Below are 19,213 nucleotides of genomic sequence, written 5' to 3'. Positions count from 1 at the left end.
TTTTATTTCGGTACACCTCGCAATAGTGGGATCGGCTCGTAAGGCGCTATTGAAGTCGGGGCGGGGACATCGCTAAACAGTAAAATAAACGGTTTTGGCGGTACGATACGTTCGTTTCGCCATAAACTTCCCATACCGACAAGCTGAATATCTGAGGGTAAATGACGCAAATTTTGCTGCAATACCGCAACGGTGTTTTTACGTGGATGTCCGATAGCGATTGCCGTACCATGCTTTCTTGCATATTGAACGGCAGCTTGAAATTGGCGCTGCACATCAGAAAACTCATTGCTGTCATCTAAGAAAATATGGCGGTCTAACGAACGAACCCCTTGCTCTCTGGCGATTTTGCCGGCAACGGAGCGACCAATCGTGCGGCTATCCAAGAAGAATAAATGCTGTGTACGAAGCGCATTCATTAAATGTGTCATTAGCGGCGTGTCAGCCGTGGCGGCACTGCCCATATGATTATTCATACCGATTGCGTGGGTCACAATATTTTTTGCCTGTTGAACGCGCTTTATTACCTGTTCTGCCGACATACCTAAATGCAATCCCCCTTCTTCAATTCTTGTTTGCTTCAAAGGTTGCATTGGCATATGAATGAGAATATCACGTCCTTGTTTTTTTGCCTCTTGGTTACGGGCTTGAGCATAGGGCGCAGAGGGAATAATTGCCACGGAAATTTCACGCGGCATGGCAAAAATCGCCGCATCTTCTTTGGGGTGGTAGCCCACGTCGTCAATGACAATGGCGAGTTTACTTTGGGCGATTGTAAATGTGGAGAAAAGTGCAGTGGAAAAAACGACGAGATTTTTGACCGCATTTTTAAATGCTATATTCATTATTTTATCCATCCGGCGGGGTTCACCGGTACACCTTTTCGACTGATACCGAAATATAATGCGGGGCGGGAAATTTCACCGGTATTGCCTACCTGTGCAATAGTTTGACCGGCTGAAACAAGTTGGTTTGGTTTGACAAAAACGGCTTGGTTAAAACCATACAAACTCAGATCGCTGTCGCCGTGTTTGATGATAACCATATAGCCATAACCGGTAAGCTGGCCGGCTAAAATGACCCGTCCGTTGGCAATGGCACGAACCGGCGTACCGTTTGAGGCGGCAATGACCATACCTTTCCAACGAACCTCACCGGCTTGAGTGGAACCAAAAGCATAAAGTGTCGAGCCGTTTACCGGTTTATTATACTGACGCTTTGCCGCGCCTAAACCACTGGTACTGTTAATCAACTGACGTTCTTGCGCAGTCGGAGTATAAGGTTTGGCGGTTCGTTTCTCCTCTGCTTGTTTCCGTTGTGCCAGCGCTTCCCGCTCACGCTGTTCTTGCTGGCGAGCGGCTTGTTCGGCACGTTGAATCTCTTGTTTCAGCGCCGTTTCGTTCGCCCGTAAACTGGATAATCTATCCTGATCTTTATTAATATTTTGATTAATTTCATTCAACGTGGATTGCCGTTCACGCTGAATTTTTTCTAATTCTTGCTGTTGTTTTTTCTGCGTGGCAAGTTGATCCCGGTGAGTTTGTTGTTGCCCTAAGATCGCTTCTTTTTGTTTAACAATTTGTGCCTGTGTCGCCTGAAGATTGCTAATCATCTCAATACGGGCTTGGTTTAAATGCTCGTAATAAACCTTCATTCTTGCCGCTTTCTTAGCATCTTCCGACAGCATTCTTTCCAAAGTGGAGGGATTTAACCCCGAGCGGTAAATGGCGTCCATTTGCTTGGCGAGTTTGGCTTTTTGTTCTTTTTCTTGTTTTTCTAGTTGTTTGATTTGTTTATCGGCTTCTGAGATTTGCTTACGGATTTCTTTTAAACTTAATTCGGTTTCACGTAATTCCCCGGCAACCGCATTGATTTTGCTCTCTTGACTTTTTAAGGTGGACTGAAGTTTTGCCTGTTCACGCTTTTGCTTGGCAAGTTTTGATTCTTGTTGCTTAATTTGCTGTTGGATTTGGTTGAGGTCATTGCCATAACTGGCTGATGAAAATCCGATAAGTCCACATGCAACGAAAAGTGCGGTCGATTTTGAAAGTGTTTTTGTCATCAATTGCCAATATTGCATAGGTTAAACTCAAGAGATAAAAATCAGTGAAAGCTATTTTTGTCCACAAAGTACAAATAGTAGCATTATTTTGATGGGGCTAAAATGGCTAGGTTTAATTTTTTGCGGAAGATCAGGAAATCCCGCCTTTTTGCTTTTAAACACAGGGATTTTTTGCTATAAAGTGCGCATTCTTTTTTACTTAAATATTAGGAGATCCCTATGGAATTAGTATTTATTCGTCACGGTTTTAGTGAATGGAATGCGAAAAATTTATTCACCGGTTGGCGTGATGTTAATTTGACCGAACGTGGTGTGGAAGAAGCCAAAGCTGCGGGTAAAAAATTGTTAGATGCCGGCTATGAATTTGATATTGCTTTCACCTCTGTATTAACCCGTGCTATTAAAACCTGTAATATCGTGTTGGAAGAATCCCATCAATTATGGATTCCTCAAGTGAAAAACTGGCGTTTAAATGAACGTCACTATGGTGCATTACAAGGCTTAGATAAAAAAGCAACAGCAGAGCAATATGGTGATGAACAAGTGCATATTTGGCGTCGTTCTTACGATATTTCTCCGCCGGATTTAGACCCACAAGATCCAAACTCTGCCCACAATGACCGCCGTTATGCGAATATTCCATCGGATGTTGTGCCGAATGCAGAGAACTTAAAACTTACCTTAGAACGTGCTCTTCCTTTCTGGGAAGATCAAATTGCTCCGGCAATGCTTTCCGGTAAACGTGTTTTGGTGGTGGCGCATGGTAATTCTCTTCGTGCATTGGCGAAACATATTATCGGTATTTCTGATGAAGAAATTATGGATTTTGAAATTCCGACCGGACAACCATTAGTTCTAAAACTTGATGACAAATTAAATTTTGTAGAATATTACTATCTTTAATTTTCAGGTTTGATAAAAGTGCGGTTAATTTAGCCGCACTTTTTGTTTAAGGAGACATTTATGAAAAAATTATTTCAGGTTTTATTTACTGTGTTTTTCTTTATTGGTAGCAATACGGTTGCCGCCTCACAAAATAAAAATGCAACAACGAAACAAGTGATTAAGCAAACTAAACAAACACAAGCGAAAAAGACGATAGAGAAAAAAACGACGAAAAAAGTGGTAGAAAAGAAAAAAGCAGCACAGAAAAAGTCGGCAACCAAGGTGAGTAAAACGACTACTAAGAATCAGGTTTCAACCGGTAAAAAAGTAGTGAAATCACAGCCGGCGAAGAATCAGCGGAAAGAAATGAAGAAAGCTGAAAAAATGAAAACAACCGCACAAAAAGCTTCTACAAAGAAAACCGAGAAGGTGGAAAAGCAAGCCGACACAGTAAAAAACACACCGTCTAAACAAATAACAAAAGCCGTTATCGTACCAAAATGCCAAGATAACTACGTTACTAAAGTGCTTTCCGACGCATTTAAGCAACAAGGTAAGACGACCGGAACACAAATGACCGTGAAACAAATTCGACAAGTACATGAAACACAATATTATCCGCAGCAAAGTATTCGCAGCTGTCATGCGTTGGTGGAAACCCATGGTAAGCACTATCAAACGGATTATAGTATTATTCTGAATGGAAACGGTTTTTTTGTTCAGGTAGAAAATGCTCAACCGACGATTTAATTACAAACTATAGAAGATCAAACCCAATTTGACAGGCTCACAATTTTAAACGGGAGCTGTCAGGTTGGGTTTGATCTTTCTATACTTATCGCATAAATAAACCCACTATTTTTTATATAGTGGGTTTATTTTTCATTGAAGTTTAAATTAAATGAGGTTTATTTAAAAGGTGTAGCCCAATTTTAGTTCCGCAATAGTACCATTTCCTGAGCGGCTAAACGTTTTCCGTGCATTTGTATCAATTGCAAAACCATTATTCCATTCATAGCCTATTCCCCCTCCAACACTGGTAATATGACTATTGGGTTCTGAGCGAATAGTAAATTTCCCTCCATTTTGGAATCCCCCTTGTAAATCTTTTCCTCCCGTAATAAGGGTGTAATCTGCTGAAGCTTTCAATGAGGCTTTACCGCTTGCCATTGGTAAAATGGCAATCATATCTTGCCCAATACGGCTTTCAATACGAGATGTTTGGTATTTATCAATATATAACCCTGCTGTACCTCTTTCGTTAATAACATCTTGTGTTAAGCGGAGATAAGCGACATCTAATCTTGGTACAAATTGCCAATTTTCACTTAATGGGAAAATATATTTGGCTTGAGTATAAAGGCTTGTTGCTTTTAGGTCGGTATTGACATCAAATTGATGGTGACTATATCCATTACTAATATGACGAGTCCCTTTAATATTAGTTGAGATCTGGTTAATACCTGCAGTTAAGCGCAAATTACCCATAGCTTGAGTTAAATAGGCACCAAAAGATAGCCCTTTACCATTTAATAGGCTTTGTCCACCTATTATTTTTTGCTTATGTGTTGAAAGATAAATACCTGAGGTCAAAGTATCATTCATTCCATAATGTATGCCAAGCATTGTCCCTTTTGTTGTTGCATTATCTGCATTATCTGCGGTATCTCGATAGTGATGGCGAGAATAAAGCCCTTGAGCTGCAACATGCCATTGTTGTGTTTTTAAAGGTTTCATCATCGATAAAAGTGCATTACGTTCATCTTGATTTATTTGAGCAAGCCGGTAAGCCATAGCACCATAAATATTATGCTTAACTGTGTTCTCTAAATAGAGATTAACCGCTTTTGCTGCTTCTTGTGGCGTTTTATCAGTTGTGAGTGATGAGGCTTCTAATGCATTAACACCTGCATTTTTCCAATTCATTAAATAACTTTGATAGGCCTCGACAAATGGCGTACTAAATGAGGTATTTTCCTGTTTCGACTCGGTCATTTTATGATTTAACTGAGTAATTTTTTGTTGTAACTCACTCAGTTGTTTACCTAACTGTTCAGTCTGCGTATTGAGTGTTGTATCCGCTTTCTCAAGCTTAGCAAGGTTATTTTTCAACTCCTTTTCTAACGCTGTTTTGCTTGTTTCTACCTCATTGATTTTCGCTGTTGCTGTAGATAATTCCTGTTTAGTTTTATCCTGTTGCGCCTGCGCATTTTCAAGTGATTTTTTGAGCTCATCTTTTTGCTTTTCTGCTTCCTGCAATTGAGCCTGTAACTGAGCTTGCTGTTGTGCTTGTTTCTCAGCCTCTTCAGCAGTCATTACCACTTTAGGTTGAATCAGTAATTTACCGTTTTTAACGACCGCACTTTGTAGCACATTATTGGTATCAAACTGAATATTTTGAGGTTCAAGCTGAAAACCGCCAAATTTGATTTCATATTCACTCGCCACTTTGGTGGTATCCACAATGAATTTGCCTAATCCACTTAGGGTTATTTTTTCACTACGCTCAGGGTCAAACAATGCGTGAGTTTCAGCATCAAGTACTTGATAGTGTAAGTCATTATTCAGAGTAATAGTATTTGTGCCTCGAATTTTTGCATTCGCTAATAAATTCGTATCCTGATTAACAATTATATCTTCCGCATTATAGATAGTATAATCTACCTTAATCGGTTGAGAATTTTTCCTATTAGATTGACCGAAATGCAATTTATCCAAGCCATTGCCTAAATCAATAGTCTGTCCGTTAAATTTCACCTGGTTATCCGCAATAGTAAGCTCATCATTGCCTGCTGTAAGATCAATATCACCATTAATAAGGGTTTGATTGGTTAATACAACTTGGTTAGAACCGGCATCCCCTAAAATCGCCAACGGTTTTTCTGATTGATTAACCTTAAAACCATTTGTATTTAAAATGGTATTATTCAAATGGACTTGGGCGTTTTCTCCTAATTTTAATGCTGTTTTATAGCCATTAATAATAGAGTCAGTGAGGTGTGTGGTATGTTTAGCAAACAATGCGCCGTTCTCCATTCCTACACCATTAATAATTTTATTATTGATAGTGCTTTCCGCTGTTGTTATCTTTTCGCTATCTTTTTTATTTGATGACAATGGCGCATTTTCTATTTGATAAGTTTTTCCATTATAACTGAATGGACTGAGAGTATGATTACCAACAGTGATTTTTTCAACCTGTTCATTTTTATCTAACGTAATGTATAAACCGGCATTTTTCACATTATTTGCATTTAATGTCTCAAAATAGCGATAGTATTGGTTAGATGTCGGAGCTAATTCGTATCCACCGGCAATTAAGCGCCCGGCTAAAATACCATAGTTCTCAACCTTACCTTTAAAACCTGTTTCATAGGTTGGGTTGCTTGAGCTATAAGCTCTATTCGCTTTGCCTCTAACTAATAAAGCACTATGGTTACCTGAAATCACTCCGGCATTGGTAATATTTGCATTACTACTTGCATTTAATGCAACGCCCGCGCCGTTATTGCGATAATCCACCCGAGTATAGCCATCTTGAGAAAATCCGTGCCAGACTTTCGCATAACCACTGATCGAACCTGCATTGATAAGCCCTCCTAGTTGTGCTTTTTGTGGAGAATATTCACTAGACTCATTATAAGTCCAAGCGGTAATACCGTTACCACTTGAATGGGCGGTGGCTACACTCTGAATTGAATTAGAAGACAGATCTGATCTTGTGACTTCAGTAGAAGTATTTGATGTATTGGTTTCAGGCTCACAACCAGGCGTATTTTTTGCTAACCAACGGCAAAGATCTTCGCTTAACCGAGGTGTGTTGGGCTTATTTGGTGAAGTTTGCAATACAATATCAGGGATAAATGCTTTATCTTCTTTACTTGCATTTGATTTGCCGCCACTGACTTCAATCTGTCCGGAAATAATACCTCGGTTATCTACACGACCAATCGTTGCAAATTCTCCACTATTTCCTCTGGCAAAAACAGAAATACCATTACCCGTAGCAATTGCATTCGCCATAATCTCACCGGTACCATTACCCGCCTTGACTAAGGCGTTGCCACGCATACTACCACTATTTGTAATATTGCCGATAGTTGAATTGGCAGGATAACGAGTTTGTGCATTAATGGCTTCGCTTGTAATAGACAGCGCATTTCCACTGCCGAGAGCATCCGCATTTGAATATAAATGAACGCCCGGATAATGAGAGTTATGACCAGAAATCTGAGTTAATTGTCCTTTAATCTGCCCACTATTCTGAATATTTCCTATTGCTGATTCAGTTCGATTTTTCGCAAATCGCCCTGTTTTAGCAAGTGCAGAGATTCCGTTTCCGCTATTACTTGATGTCGTACGAGTATGGGTCGTATTTTGTCCTCCTAATAGTTTAGCTTCGCCAACTAAACTTCCACTATTAGTAATATCCCCCAATTTCGCAAAATTTTGTTTGTTTTCAGAGTAAGTGTATCTATCAATAGTATTGACATAAGAAGAGATGGAAACAGCATTACCGGATGAGCTCCCCGTCACAGAATAAAATTGAGGTTTATAGTTTGCAGTATGAGGGGGAACGGAAGCGCCTTCAGCATGAATTTTTCCCGTTATTTGACCGCTATTTAGAATATTTTGCAGGCTAACATTAACTGTTTTCCCTTCAAAATCAACTTTGTCTAGTAACGGAGAGCTTTGTGTCGTTGAACTTACTGAACGTGTTGAGGTGCGACTGACACTGTTACGACGGGATACTCCGGTTGCACCACTATAACCATCTACAAAGCCATCAGCACCCACTTCTACATTATGCTTACCAAAATCAGCGAGTCCAACTACAGAAATACCGTTACCACTTCCATAAGATTGAACATCACCGTTCGTTTCTGCCGCCCCGCCTTTCAAGTTGGCTTCTGCTGAAATAGCACCATTGTTTTCTACTTTCTGTAATACAAATACAACATCGTTCGCATTACTTGGTGCAGACCAACCAAGCGCATCAATACCATTTGCTACCCCATCAATTGAAATGGCGCTTCGTCTATCTGCCGATTCTGTCGTATCTTTACCTTTTGCTATCACTTTGCCCACAATGTGTCCTTGATTGTGAGCCCCGGTTTGAGCAACACGACCATCTCCATCTTGTGGATTTCCATACCAAATGATCCGTACTGGATTACCAGAACGATTAAATCGCCCTTGAATTCGCTCTTCAGTACTATCGCTGGTAATCGAATCAATTTTTTCAATTTTTTCTTCAGCATTAATAACGGCCGTTGCACCTTTACCTTGTTCATAAGCATAGACAGAAACGGAACTCATTGCTGCTGCAACCGCACTAATCTTTAGCCCTGTTAATAATAAATTCGATCTATTATTCATATTTGTCTCCTGTGGCGATAAAATTGCGTGCGATTCTAGTTTAAATCTAATTGATATTCAATATCATTTAGAAATATTTAATATTAATCCCTATTTTCGTTTTTTGTAACGTTCGGGATTGCTTTTTAGTACCATCTTACCGTTTGTCATATTCCTGAAACATTTCTCTTTTATACTTCGGACGCGTTTAATTTATTTTTAAGGATCAACATGAAAAATCAGCATATATCGTCACATTTTAATCAAGAATTGGAAGGCGTTCGCACAGAAGTTATGCAAATGGGCGGCATTGTCGAGCAGCAAATTCAAATTATTCTGCAAAGTCTGAGCCAAGCTAATCCGCAAGGATTACAGGAAGTCATTGAAAGTGAGAAGAAAATCAATGAAATGGAAGAATTAATTGATGATCACTGCCAAACAATTATTGCTCGACGCCAACCTGCTGCCGGTGATTTACGTTTTGTTTTAACGACTTCTAGAATTATTGTTGATCTGGAACGTATTGGCGATGAGCTAAAAAAAATTGCCTTCTATACAAATAATTTATTAATTAATAACAAAATTTCGGCTTCCGGCTTATACGATACCCACCGCATTTTAGAAATGTCATTTGTAATGATTCGTCGTGCATTGGATGCTTTTGCCCGATTAGATGAGAATGCAGCGGTTGAATTACGTTTATCAGATGAAAAATTAGATATGGATTATCGCAATCAATTGCGCTTACTCACCACGAATATTTTTGAACAACCGCAAAATATCAGCACTTGGATTGATGTCATGATGATGAATAAAGCGGTCGAGCGGATTGGCGATCATGCTAAAAATATCGCAGAACATGTTGTGTATTTGGTGCGTGGTATTGATATTCGCCATAAAGGACTGGCAGAAATTGAGTCTAACTTAAAATAAGTGTGAAAAGTGCGGTTGATTTTTTCTTTGTTTTGAAATGCAGGCAAAGCGCATTCCACTTGATGTAAATAAATGTTTGTTTGTCATACTCATGAAATATTTCTTTACTATATTAACGGCGTGACTAACTTAATCATCCAAACTTAAGGAGAATATAATGAAAATACGTACTGTCACTCTTGCTTTATTATCTGTTTTTGCTTTCAGCCAAGCGGCAAAAGCAACAACGGTAACCGGAGCCGGGGCTTCTTTCCCTCAACCGATTTATGTGCAATGGGCAATGAACTATAAGGCTGAAACCGATAATCAAATAAATTATCAGTCTATCGGTTCTTCCGGTGGTGTGAAACAAATTCTCTCCGGTACTGTTGATTTTGGTGCGTCGGATTCACCAATGAAAGAAGATGATCTTGAAAAAAATAATCTTGTCCAATTCCCAACCGTTATTGGCGGTGTTGTACCGGTAATCAACGTAGAGGGAATAAAACCCGGAGAGTTAAAATTAACCGGTGAATTGTTAGCCGATATTTACTTAGGAAAAGTGACTCATTGGAATGATGAAAAAATTAAGCAATTAAATCCTTCGTTAAATTTGCCTGATAAAGCAATCACCACTGTGTTTCGTGCGGACGGATCCGGTACGAGTTTTATCTTTACCCACTATTTAAGCCAAGTTTCACCAGATTGGAAAGATAAGGTCGGTGCGGCGAATACGGTTAAATGGCCGACTTCTGCAAGCGGTGCGGCAGGAAAAGGTAATGAGGGCGTATCAATTTATGTAGGGCGTGTTAAGAATTCCATCGGCTATGTTGAGTATGCTTATGCGAAACAAAATAAAATGACTCACGTTCAGTTAAAGAATGCTGCGGGTAACTTTGTTTTACCTTCCCAAGAAAGTTTTGCAGCGGCGGCAAATGTTGATTGGAATAAATCGAAAGGATTCAGTTTAGTATTAACTAACCAGCCTGCTGCGCAAGCTTGGCCACTCGCTGCGGCAACCTTTATCTTAGTACCGAAAAATGTAGCGGATAAGCAAAGAGCGGAAACCGTCTTGAATTTCTTTGACTGGGCATACAAAAAAGGTAATGAGCAAGCGCAAAAATTGGATTATGTTCCTTTACCGGATAATGTAAAACAGCTTGTGCGCGATGAATGGAAAAAAGTTAATTTGAAATAAAAAATGTATTCCCTCCCTTTAACGGGAGGGGATAAGGAAAAATGATGACACTTTCCCAAAAACTAAAACAACAAGCACTTATTGATGCTTTATTTGTTAATACTACCCGTTTTTTTGCTTTGTTTGTACTAGCGATACTCAGTGGCATTTTACTCTCATTGATTATCGGTGCTTATCCCGCAATGCAACAATTTGGTTTTGAATTTTTTAGTTCAAACGAATGGGATACCGTACAAGGCAAATATGGTGCACTCGCGCCAATATACGGTACATTAGTGACTTCTATTATTGCGCTGATTATTGCTGTGCCGGTTAGCTTCGGGATTGCGGTTTTTCTTACCGAACTTTGTCCTGTGGTACTACGCCGTCCGTTAAGTATTGCAATAGAATTATTAGCCGGTATTCCTTCAATCATCTACGGGATGTGGGGATTATTTGTGTTTGCCCCTATATTTTCCGAAACGGTTCAGCCGTTTATGATTGAACATTTTAGCGATATTCCGTTAATCGGCGTGTTATTTGATGGTATTCCAATGGGAATAGGATTATTTGCGGCAGGTTTAATCCTTGCGATTATGATAATTCCTTATATCGCCTCGGTGATGCGCGATGTATTTGAAGTAACGCCGACAATGCTAAAAGAGTCAGCCTATGGTTTAGGTTGTACCCGCTGGGAAGTTATTCGTCGTATTGTACTGCCTTATACTAAGGTGGGGGTAATAGGCGGCGTGATTCTCGGCTTGGGGCGTGCTTTAGGTGAAACGATGGCGGTTACCTTTGTTATTGGTAATACCTTTAATATCAGTGCGAGTCTAAATAACTCTGGTGTGTCGATCACTTCCGCACTTGCAAATGAATTTGCGGAAGCCGTTGATCCAATGCATTTGTCCTCCTTACTTTATCTCGGATTAATTCTTTTCGTCATAACATTTACCGTACTGTGCTTGTCAAAATTACTATTATTAAAAGCGGTAAAATCAGAGGGACGCTAGATGAAAAACACAATAAATCATTCGTTATATGTACGCCGCCAGTGGCTTAACCGCTTCTATTTAATGCTAGCTTGGGTAATGATGGGATTCGGTTTATTTTGGCTTGGCTGGATTTTTTATACACTTTTGGCAAACGGTATAAACGGGTTAGGTCTTCATCTTTTTCGGGTTGATACCCTGCCTCCTGATGCAGGTGGTGGTTTACGCAATGCTATTTGGGGGAGTTTGCTCATCACCTTATTCGGGCTTTTTATCGGTACACCAATCGGCATTTTAACTGGTGTTTATTTAGCGGAATTTGGCAGACATAGCAAAATAGCCGGTATGACTCGATTTATGAACGATATCTTATTGTCAGCACCATCAATTGTTATCGGTTTATTTATCTATGGCATTATTATTGTCAAGCAAGGGCATTTTTCCGGTTGGGCAGGCGCTTTAGCACTATCGCTATTGGTTATTCCGGTTGTCGTTCGCACCACCGAAAATATGTTGAAATTAGTACCGAACGGCTTACGGGAAGCAGCTTATGCGTTAGGAACGCCAAAATGGAAAATGGTTTCAATGGTGACACTGAAAGCAGCGAAAACGGGCGTTTTAACCGGTGTTCTACTTGCATTTGCCCGAATTTCCGGTGAAACCGCACCATTGTTATTTACTGCATTAAACAATCAGTTTTTCAGTTCGGATATGAATCAACCTATTGCTAATTTGCCAAATGTTATTTATCAATTTGCGATGAGCCCTTACAAAGATTGGCAATCACTTGCTTGGGCAGGGGCGCTACTTATCGCGTTTACCGTATTAATTACTAATATAATGGCGAGAATTTTAGGTCGTAAGAAACACTAAGGAATAATGATGAAAACAAAACTCTCAACCCAAAATTTAAATTTTTACTATGGTCATTTCCACGCACTAAAAAATATTAATGTTGATATTTTAGAAAAAAAAGTTACCGCCTTTATCGGCCCTTCCGGTTGTGGTAAGTCCACTTTGTTGCGCATATTTAATCGGATGTATGATCTTTATCCTAATATGCGAGCGGAAGGTCAATTATTATTGGATAACAAAAATATTCTTGATGCGGATGTTGATGTTAACTTATTGCGGGCTAAAGTCGGGATGGTTTTCCAAAAACCAACCCCTTTCCCAATGTCCATTTATGACAATGTGACTTTTGGTGTAAAACTATACGAGAAACTCAGCAAAAGTGATTTAGATGATCGCGTGGAATGGGCATTAAAAAAATCTGCATTGTGGGCAGAGGTGAAAGATAAATTGAAACAATCCGGTAATTCTCTTTCCGGTGGACAACAACAACGTTTATGTATTGCTCGAGCCATAGCTTGCCAGCCCGAAGTGTTATTACTTGACGAACCGACATCCGCTCTTGATCCTATATCAACGGCTTATATTGAAGAGTTGATTACAGAACTTAAGAATGACTATACTATTGCAATTGTAACCCACAATATGCAGCAAGCAGCGCGGGTCTCCGATATGACGGCTTATATGTATCTTGGCGAGCTTATCGAGATCGGTGATACCAAACAGATCTTTACGAAACCGAAGCGTAAAGAAACCGAGGATTATATTACAGGTAAATTCGGTTAAAACGGCTCTAAATTTAACCGCACTTTTCAGAAAAATCCAGGGAGTAGACTATGCCAAAAGCAAATATTTTAGTGGTTGAAGACGAAGAGTCTATTATGACATTAATTAAATTTATCTTAGAACAAGCCGGTTTTGAGGTACGAACGGCGGAAACTGTACCACAAGCAAGGCAACACATTAATGATCAGCTCCCTCATCTTATTTTATTGGACTGGATGCTGCCCGGTGTTTCTGGTGTTGAATTTACCAAAGAATTGCGTTCAATGAAGCGCACGGAAAGTTTACCTATTATTTTATTAACCGCGCGTAGTGATGAATTAGATAAGGAGAAAGGTTTAAATATCGGTGCCGACGATTATGTTACCAAGCCTTTTTCTCCAAGAGAATTGGTGGCGCGGGTCAATGCATTTTTACGTCGTCACCATCCTCATAAAACGGAGCAACCGATCAATATTAAAGGATTAAGTTTAGATCCGGTTAATAAAATTGTGATTGGTAATAATATTAGGTTAAATTTAGGGGCAACCGAATTTAAATTACTTCACTTCTTTATGACTCACCCAAATCGTCTATACAGTCGCACACAGCTCCTCGATTTTGTTTGGGGGGATCACGTTTTTATGGAAGAGAGAACTATTGATGTGCATATCCGTCGTTTACGCCAAGCCCTTGAGCCAAGTCGATTAGATTGTTTATTACAAACCGTACGGGGTTCCGGTTATCGTTTCAATGCGGAAGAAGAATAATGAAATTATTTTTTCCGACCTTATTCAGATTAATCCTCACTCTATTTTGTACTGCCGGAGTGGGATATTTAATTGCCGGTACGGAAATGATGTGGATTTCGCTGAATGTCGTATTGCTGGGGTGGATAAGTATTCAGCTATTTTATTTAGTCCGCTTAATTCGTTGGTTAAACGATCAGGAAAACCCGATACAGGGTTTTGGGCTCTGGGGACATATTTTTGAGAAAATTTTATCTTTACGGAAAGCCAGTATAAAACGTAAAAAGGAACTTTCCGCTTCTCTAGATCGTTTTAATCAAGTGATAGAGGCTATTCCCAGTGGAATTGTTATTTTAACCGAAGGTCGTATTGAATGGTTTAACCCTCTTGCTTGCAAACATCTTAATCTGAACTATGAAAATGATCTCAAAGGTATCCTGCAAAATCTCATCCGTTTACCTGAATTCCAACAATTTCTACAAAAGAAACTGGAAAATGAGCCTCTTACATTAAAAGTTAGTTTACCTAACGGAAATTATTTCAAGCGGATTTTGCGAATCAGCCGCCAACCTTTCTATCAAAATAGCGAATTATTAATCACACAAGATATTACTCAAGAAGAACAATTAGATGATGCTCAAATTGCCTTTGTTGCCAATGTTTCGCACGAGTTACGAACACCACTTACGGTGATTAACGGTTTTATAGAAACATTATCGGATATGCCCGATTTAGCGATTGAACAACGCCAACAGTTCTTAGGTTTAATGCAAAAAGAAGGGCAGCGAATGTTAAATCTTTTATCGGATTTACTGACGCTGTCTCGTTTAGAACGCGGACAGTCCACCGCCGGAGAATTTCAACATTTTGATTTATCCAAAATGGTTCATCAGGTTGTTGAGGCAACACAAAATTTTTCACGAGAAAAGCATAAGTTTATTGTAAAAATTGAACCGAATATTCATTTTTATGGATTGGAACCTGAGTTGTACAGTGCATTAAGTAATATGACTTTCAATGCGGTTCGATATACGCCGGAAAAAGGCACGATTACAATTGAGCTTAGCAAACAGGCGGATAACGCGTTTTTTTCTGTGACTGATACCGGTGTAGGTATTGCGGCAGAACATATTCCTCGATTAACAGAACGTTTTTATCGTGTTGATAATGCCCGCTCACGTCAAACCGGTGGAACGGGGCTTGGGCTTTCTATTACCAAATTTGCGTTGGCAAAATACAATGCAGAATTAGAAATAAAAAGTGAATTAGGCAAGGGAAGTTGCTTTAAAGTTGCACTCCCTATAGTAAAAGTATAGAAACGGACGATTCATATCAAAATGAATGCCGATTAGTCAAAAAATGTCGAGTCATTCCCAACAAAGTGTGAAAATTGTTCGGAGGAAAAACCGTGGGAAAGCATATAGTTCCAAATTTTTTGTTTTACTTTTGGAGAATGCTTTTCTTTGTAATTAGGGAATTTCTTACGCAAAACGGTTAAAGCAAGTTCAAACCAATCTATATCACATTCCGCTAATACTTCATTAATAATTGATGATGATATCCCCTTTAAATGTTTTAGTTCCTGTCTGATTCTATTTTCGCCATAGCCTCGTTGGCTCCGGTAGTGTAAATAATTTTCCGCAAAACGTTTGTCATTTTGCCAATTTTTTTGTTGGCAGTGGGCAATAATTTCATCAATTTCTAATTCGGAAAAGGCTTTTTCTTGCATTTTATTGCGTAGTTCAAACTCACTATATTCACGACGGGCAAGTAAATTAACCACATAACCTAGTGCAATAGAGGACATAACAACTCCTTTAGAAAAAAGTACGGTCAATTTTGACCGCACTTTTAAGCATTAAAATAGCAAATAAATTAAAATTCATCTTCCGAACTGACTTTTTCATCGGTTTGTTCAGTATCGGCGACTAAACCCTGATCAGGATTTGCAACCAATTCGGCACGTAATTTGTTTTCTAATACTTGTGCTTTGTCAGGATTATCCAGTAACCATTTCATTGCATTCATCTTACCTTGACCAATTTTCTCGCCGTCGTAAGAGTACCAAGCACCGGATTTATTCACTAATTTATGTGTAACGCCAAGCTCTATTAATTCCCCGGTTTTAGAAATACCTTCTCCATAAAGAATTTGGAATTCGACTTGGCGGAACGGAGGCGCTAATTTATTTTTAACCACTTTAACTCTAGTGTCATTACCAATAACATTTTCACCCTCTTTCACAGACCCTATACGGCGAATATCCAAGCGAACCGACGCATAAAATTTTAGTGCATTACCGCCGGTTGTGGTTTCAGGATTCCCAAAAGATACCCCGATTTTCATCCGAATTTGGTTAATAAATATCACCAAGCAATTTGCATTTTTAATTTGTCCGGTTAATTTACGCAAGGCTTGCGACATCAAACGCGCTTGTAACCCCATATGGGAATCGCCCATATCGCCCTCAATTTCGGCTTTTGGCGTTAATGCCGCTACGGAGTCAACAATAATCACATCAACTGCTCCGGAACGTACCAAAGCATCGCAAATTTCAAGAGCTTGTTCGCCGTTATCCGGCTGAGAAACTAATAATTCTTTGACATCAACACCTAATTTAGCGGCATAAATAGGATCTAAAGCATGCTCGGCATCAATAAATGCACAGGTTTTACCCGCTTTTTGTGCCTGAGCGATAACTGAAAGTGTTAATGTTGTTTTACCGGAAGATTCAGGGCCGAAGATTTCAACGATACGCCCCATAGGTAAACCACCGATACCTAAAGCAACATCGAGTCCGATAGAACCGGTAGAAATAGATTCCACATCAAGTTTTTGATTATCCCCTAACTTCATAATGGAGCCTTTACCGAATTGTTTTTCAATTTGCCCCAATGCTGCTGCAAGGGCTTTTTGTTTTTCTTCCTGTGTTGCAGGTGTTGTAGCCGTTGTTTTTCCTTTCTTTTTTTCGTCTTGTGATGCCATTTATTTTTCCTCGTTAAACAAAATTTAGCGCATTATAACTGTATCAATATACAGTATCAAGATTATTTTAGATAATTTTATATAAACTAAAAAAAACGCCAACTTTTGGTTGGCGTTTCTGCAGGAGAAATACGGTTTATTGCTAGTGGTTTTTGTGACTGGTGCTGTATAAAATTTTATCGGTGTAAGCTAAGGCAATGGCCGAAACCAAGAATCCGAGATGTAAGAAAAGTTGCCACATCATGGTTTTTTCCGGCAAATTGCTGACATTAACGAAAGTTTGCAACATGTGAATGGAAGAAATCGTGATGATGGACATCGAAAGTTTGACTTTCAATACAGTCGCATTCACATGACTCATCCATTCCGGTTGATCAGGGTGATTGCGTGTTCTTAATTTCGAGACAAAAATTTCATAACCCCCGATGGTAACCATAACCAATAAGTTGGCGATCATCACTACATCAATTAAATTCAACACGGCAAGCATAATGGTGTTGGAATCCATTTCATTGATGTTAGTGAGTAAATGCCAAAGTGATTTCATAAATTTGTAGGCATAAATCCCTTGTACGGCGACCAAACCAAGATAAATCGGTAGTTGCAACCAACGGCTGGCAAAAATAATTTTGCTGATAGTGCTGGATTGGGCATTGTATTTGGCGTAAGGATCTTGAGGTTTTTGCTGTTCCATTTAACTTTCCTAAAATATCAGAATAAAAAACCGCAGAAAAATAGCAGTTTTTTAGAAAATATCAATAACAAATAGAAGTTTATTCTTTGTTTTCTTGCGGTATTAACGCCAAGCGCGACAAATCCACGCCATTATTTAATAATTCTACGTTTGGCATAGTTTTGTTAGCTTTAGCGGAAAGATCTTTAAAGCGTTCTACTTTGCCAACCAAGCCTTGCTGTCCTACCAACGCCGTTACCGTGCTGTTATATTGATTACTCACGGTAGAAAGCGTGTTCCCCAGTTTATTGAGACGCTCTGCAACCAAACAAATTTGGTTATAAATCTCACCGGCTTTTTCGGCGATTTCTTTCGCTTCGGCATTACCGCGTTCAATTCGCCACAGGTTTGCCACAGTACGCAAAATAGGCATAAGGGTTGTGTGCGATACCATAATGACATTTTTCTCATAACCGTAATTGAACAGGCTTGGATCTAATTTTAACGCTTCAATATAAGCCGGTTCTACCGCAATAAACATCAACACAAAATTTGGGCTATGCATACCAATTAAGTTGCTGTAATCTTTTTTGTGCAGATCATCAATATGGTTTTTCAGCGCTTTAATATGCTCTCGAAGCAGGCGTTCACGGTCAAAATCATCCTCGGAATTGACCGCACTTTCATAGGCGATGAGGGACATTTTGCTATCGATAATAATGTTTTTGTCATCAGGGAGATTTAGGACAAAATCCGGATAATTACGCCCGCCTTGTTCATCTTTAAAATGGGCTTGCGCACTGTAATGGACGTTTTCAACTAAGCCGGCGAGTTGTAAAGCCCGTTCCAATTGCACTTCGCCCCAATTGCCAAGGGTTTTCTTTTCACCTTTTAGAGCTGAAGTCAGATTGTTTGCTTCTTGCGACATACTTAGCCCGATTTCCAGCACTTTCTTGATTTCTGCCTCTAAACCGGCATTGCCTTTTAGTGATTCCGAGTGAATTTCATTGACACGTTTTTGAAAACCTTCAATTTGTTCACGAAAAGGTTTAAGCAGCGTTTCCAATGCGGTTTGGTTGGTTTGATTAAAAGATCGGCTTTTTTCATCTAAAATACGATTGGCAAGATTTTGAAATTCAATCCCAAGTTGTTGTTTAGATTGTTCAATATTTTGTTGTTGCTCGACAAAATGCTTTTCTTTTTCCGCCAAGGTGGTTTTCAAACCGGTCAGTTCTTGTGAAAGTGCGGTCAATTTTTCTGTTAAATTTTGTTGCTCTTGTTCTTTACGCAAGAGGTGGCTCTGACTTTGTTGTAGTTGGCTTTGTAAACTCTCAGCCTGTGCGGAGGCTATGCCAAAACGTTCTTTTAATGCCGTGATTTGTGTCGCGATTTGCTCATAACGAAGTTGTGATTCATCTAATTCTTTAGAAAGATAGGCGATTTTTTCATCACGTTCGGTCAAACGAATTTGTAGCCCTTCACTTTCTGTTTGGGCTTTAACGGTTTGCTGTTGCAAAAGATTTTTTTGTTGATTGAGCAAATCAAAGCGTTCGGCAAGTTGATTAAAATCAAGGTTGGTTTTATTTAAATCTTGTTGTAACTCTTGAGCGTCACGTGTACGGCGAGCCAGTAGAAAACCGAGAACAATTAAAATAAAAAGCGATATGCCAAGGAGTGTAAGGAAAGAGGGAGTTATCCAAGTTATCATAATGAGCCTCAAAATTTTTGCGAATTTTACCACAAGGAAACATTTGGGGGGAGGGGCACAGTTAAGCGCAAAGTGCGGTCATTTTTTATCGTATTTTT

16 protein-coding genes are annotated in these 19,213 nt (G+C 39.3%); 9 read left to right on the top strand and 7 right to left on the bottom strand.

Features of this window, described 5'->3' with window-relative positions; translation table 11 throughout:
• Window positions 1–2 precede the first annotated feature (2 nt).
• Both FEE42_RS06695 and envC read right to left on the bottom strand, forming a co-directional pair.
• Window positions 3–845, bottom strand: coding sequence for a divergent polysaccharide deacetylase family protein (locus tag FEE42_RS06695; protein WP_136123018.1), 843 nt, complete (start codon window positions 843–845; stop codon window positions 3–5).
• Window positions 845–2,080, bottom strand: coding sequence for a murein hydrolase activator EnvC (gene envC, locus FEE42_RS06690; protein WP_164027976.1), 1,236 nt, complete (start codon window positions 2,078–2,080; stop codon window positions 845–847). Before envC ends, FEE42_RS06695 begins: the two co-directional genes overlap by 1 nt.
• A 201-nt stretch (window positions 2,081–2,281) precedes the next feature.
• On the opposite strand from envC, the gene FEE42_RS06685 reads away from it, so the two are divergent.
• Both FEE42_RS06685 and FEE42_RS06680 read left to right on the top strand, forming a co-directional pair.
• Window positions 2,282–2,965 carry a 2,3-diphosphoglycerate-dependent phosphoglycerate mutase gene (locus tag FEE42_RS06685; RefSeq protein WP_136123020.1) on the top strand — a complete coding sequence of 228 codons (684 nt, stop codon included), beginning with the start codon at window positions 2,282–2,284 and terminating at the stop codon, window positions 2,963–2,965.
• A gap of 60 nt (window positions 2,966–3,025) precedes the next feature.
• Window positions 3,026–3,697: a hypothetical protein gene (locus tag FEE42_RS06680; protein WP_136123021.1), complete on the top strand. Its 672-nt coding sequence runs from the start codon at window positions 3,026–3,028 to the stop codon at window positions 3,695–3,697.
• A gap of 162 nt (window positions 3,698–3,859) precedes the next feature.
• On the opposite strand, the gene FEE42_RS06675 is transcribed toward FEE42_RS06680, so the two are convergent.
• Entirely contained in the window at window positions 3,860–8,326 is a 4,467-nt protein-coding gene (locus FEE42_RS06675; RefSeq protein ID WP_164027975.1) for an autotransporter domain-containing protein, read from the bottom strand.
• Between the two features lie 210 nt (window positions 8,327–8,536).
• Here FEE42_RS06675 and phoU point away from each other — a divergent pair, with 210 nt between their 5' ends.
• The 7 genes from phoU (at window position 8,537) to phoR (ending at window position 15,065) form a co-directional block, all read left to right on the top strand.
• A complete protein-coding gene (gene phoU, locus FEE42_RS06670; RefSeq protein WP_077545225.1) occupies window positions 8,537–9,238 on the top strand; it encodes a phosphate signaling complex protein PhoU in 702 nt (233 codons plus the stop codon).
• A gap of 157 nt (window positions 9,239–9,395) precedes the next feature.
• The gene (gene pstS, locus FEE42_RS06665) at window positions 9,396–10,415 is read left to right on the top strand and encodes a phosphate ABC transporter substrate-binding protein PstS (RefSeq protein WP_164027974.1); all 1,020 of its coding nucleotides are present in this window, start codon (window positions 9,396–9,398) and stop codon (window positions 10,413–10,415) included.
• Between the two features lie 44 nt (window positions 10,416–10,459).
• Window positions 10,460–11,407 carry a phosphate ABC transporter permease subunit PstC gene (pstC, locus tag FEE42_RS06660; protein ID WP_110890438.1) on the top strand — a complete coding sequence of 316 codons (948 nt, stop codon included), beginning with the start codon at window positions 10,460–10,462 and terminating at the stop codon, window positions 11,405–11,407.
• On the top strand, window positions 11,408–12,259 hold the full coding sequence (gene pstA / locus FEE42_RS06655; protein ID WP_059365991.1) for a phosphate ABC transporter permease PstA: 852 nt from the start codon (window positions 11,408–11,410) through the stop codon (window positions 12,257–12,259).
• A gap of 6 nt (window positions 12,260–12,265) precedes the next feature.
• Window positions 12,266–13,024 carry a phosphate ABC transporter ATP-binding protein PstB gene (gene pstB / locus FEE42_RS06650; RefSeq protein WP_059365990.1) on the top strand — a complete coding sequence of 253 codons (759 nt, stop codon included), beginning with the start codon at window positions 12,266–12,268 and terminating at the stop codon, window positions 13,022–13,024.
• Window positions 13,025–13,074: 50 nt separating this feature from the next.
• The gene (gene phoB, locus FEE42_RS06645; RefSeq protein ID WP_077665374.1) at window positions 13,075–13,770 is read left to right on the top strand and encodes a phosphate regulon transcriptional regulator PhoB; all 696 of its coding nucleotides are present in this window, start codon (window positions 13,075–13,077) and stop codon (window positions 13,768–13,770) included.
• Window positions 13,770–15,065, top strand: coding sequence for a phosphate regulon sensor histidine kinase PhoR (gene phoR / locus FEE42_RS06640; RefSeq protein ID WP_135968990.1), 1,296 nt, complete (start codon window positions 13,770–13,772; stop codon window positions 15,063–15,065). The genes phoB and phoR overlap by 1 nt, the downstream gene beginning before the upstream one ends.
• Window positions 15,066–15,097: 32 nt before the next feature.
• Here the strand turns inward: phoR and recX are convergent, their stop codons facing one another.
• The 4 genes from recX to FEE42_RS06620 form a co-directional block, all read right to left on the bottom strand.
• Entirely contained in the window at window positions 15,098–15,556 is a 459-nt protein-coding gene (gene recX, locus FEE42_RS06635) for a recombination regulator RecX (RefSeq protein ID WP_059365987.1), read from the bottom strand.
• A gap of 68 nt (window positions 15,557–15,624) precedes the next feature.
• Window positions 15,625–16,734, bottom strand: a complete 1,110-nt coding sequence (gene recA / locus FEE42_RS06630) for a recombinase RecA (protein ID WP_059365986.1) — start codon at window positions 16,732–16,734, stop codon at window positions 15,625–15,627.
• 142 nt (window positions 16,735–16,876) lie between these two features.
• Complete coding sequence (locus FEE42_RS06625; RefSeq protein ID WP_059365985.1) at window positions 16,877–17,428, bottom strand: TIGR00645 family protein; 552 nt, start codon at window positions 17,426–17,428, stop codon at window positions 16,877–16,879.
• A 79-nt stretch (window positions 17,429–17,507) separates the two neighbouring features.
• Entirely contained in the window at window positions 17,508–19,115 is a 1,608-nt protein-coding gene (locus FEE42_RS06620; RefSeq protein WP_059365984.1) for a DNA recombination protein RmuC, read from the bottom strand.
• Between the last annotated feature and the right edge of the window lie 98 nt (window positions 19,116–19,213).

The organism is Rodentibacter caecimuris (assembly GCF_010587025.1).
GTDB classification, from domain to species: domain Bacteria; phylum Pseudomonadota; class Gammaproteobacteria; order Enterobacterales; family Pasteurellaceae; genus Rodentibacter; species Rodentibacter caecimuris.
Note: the sequence above shows the minus strand (reverse complement) of the source record. Positions and strands in the feature narration are given on the sequence as shown.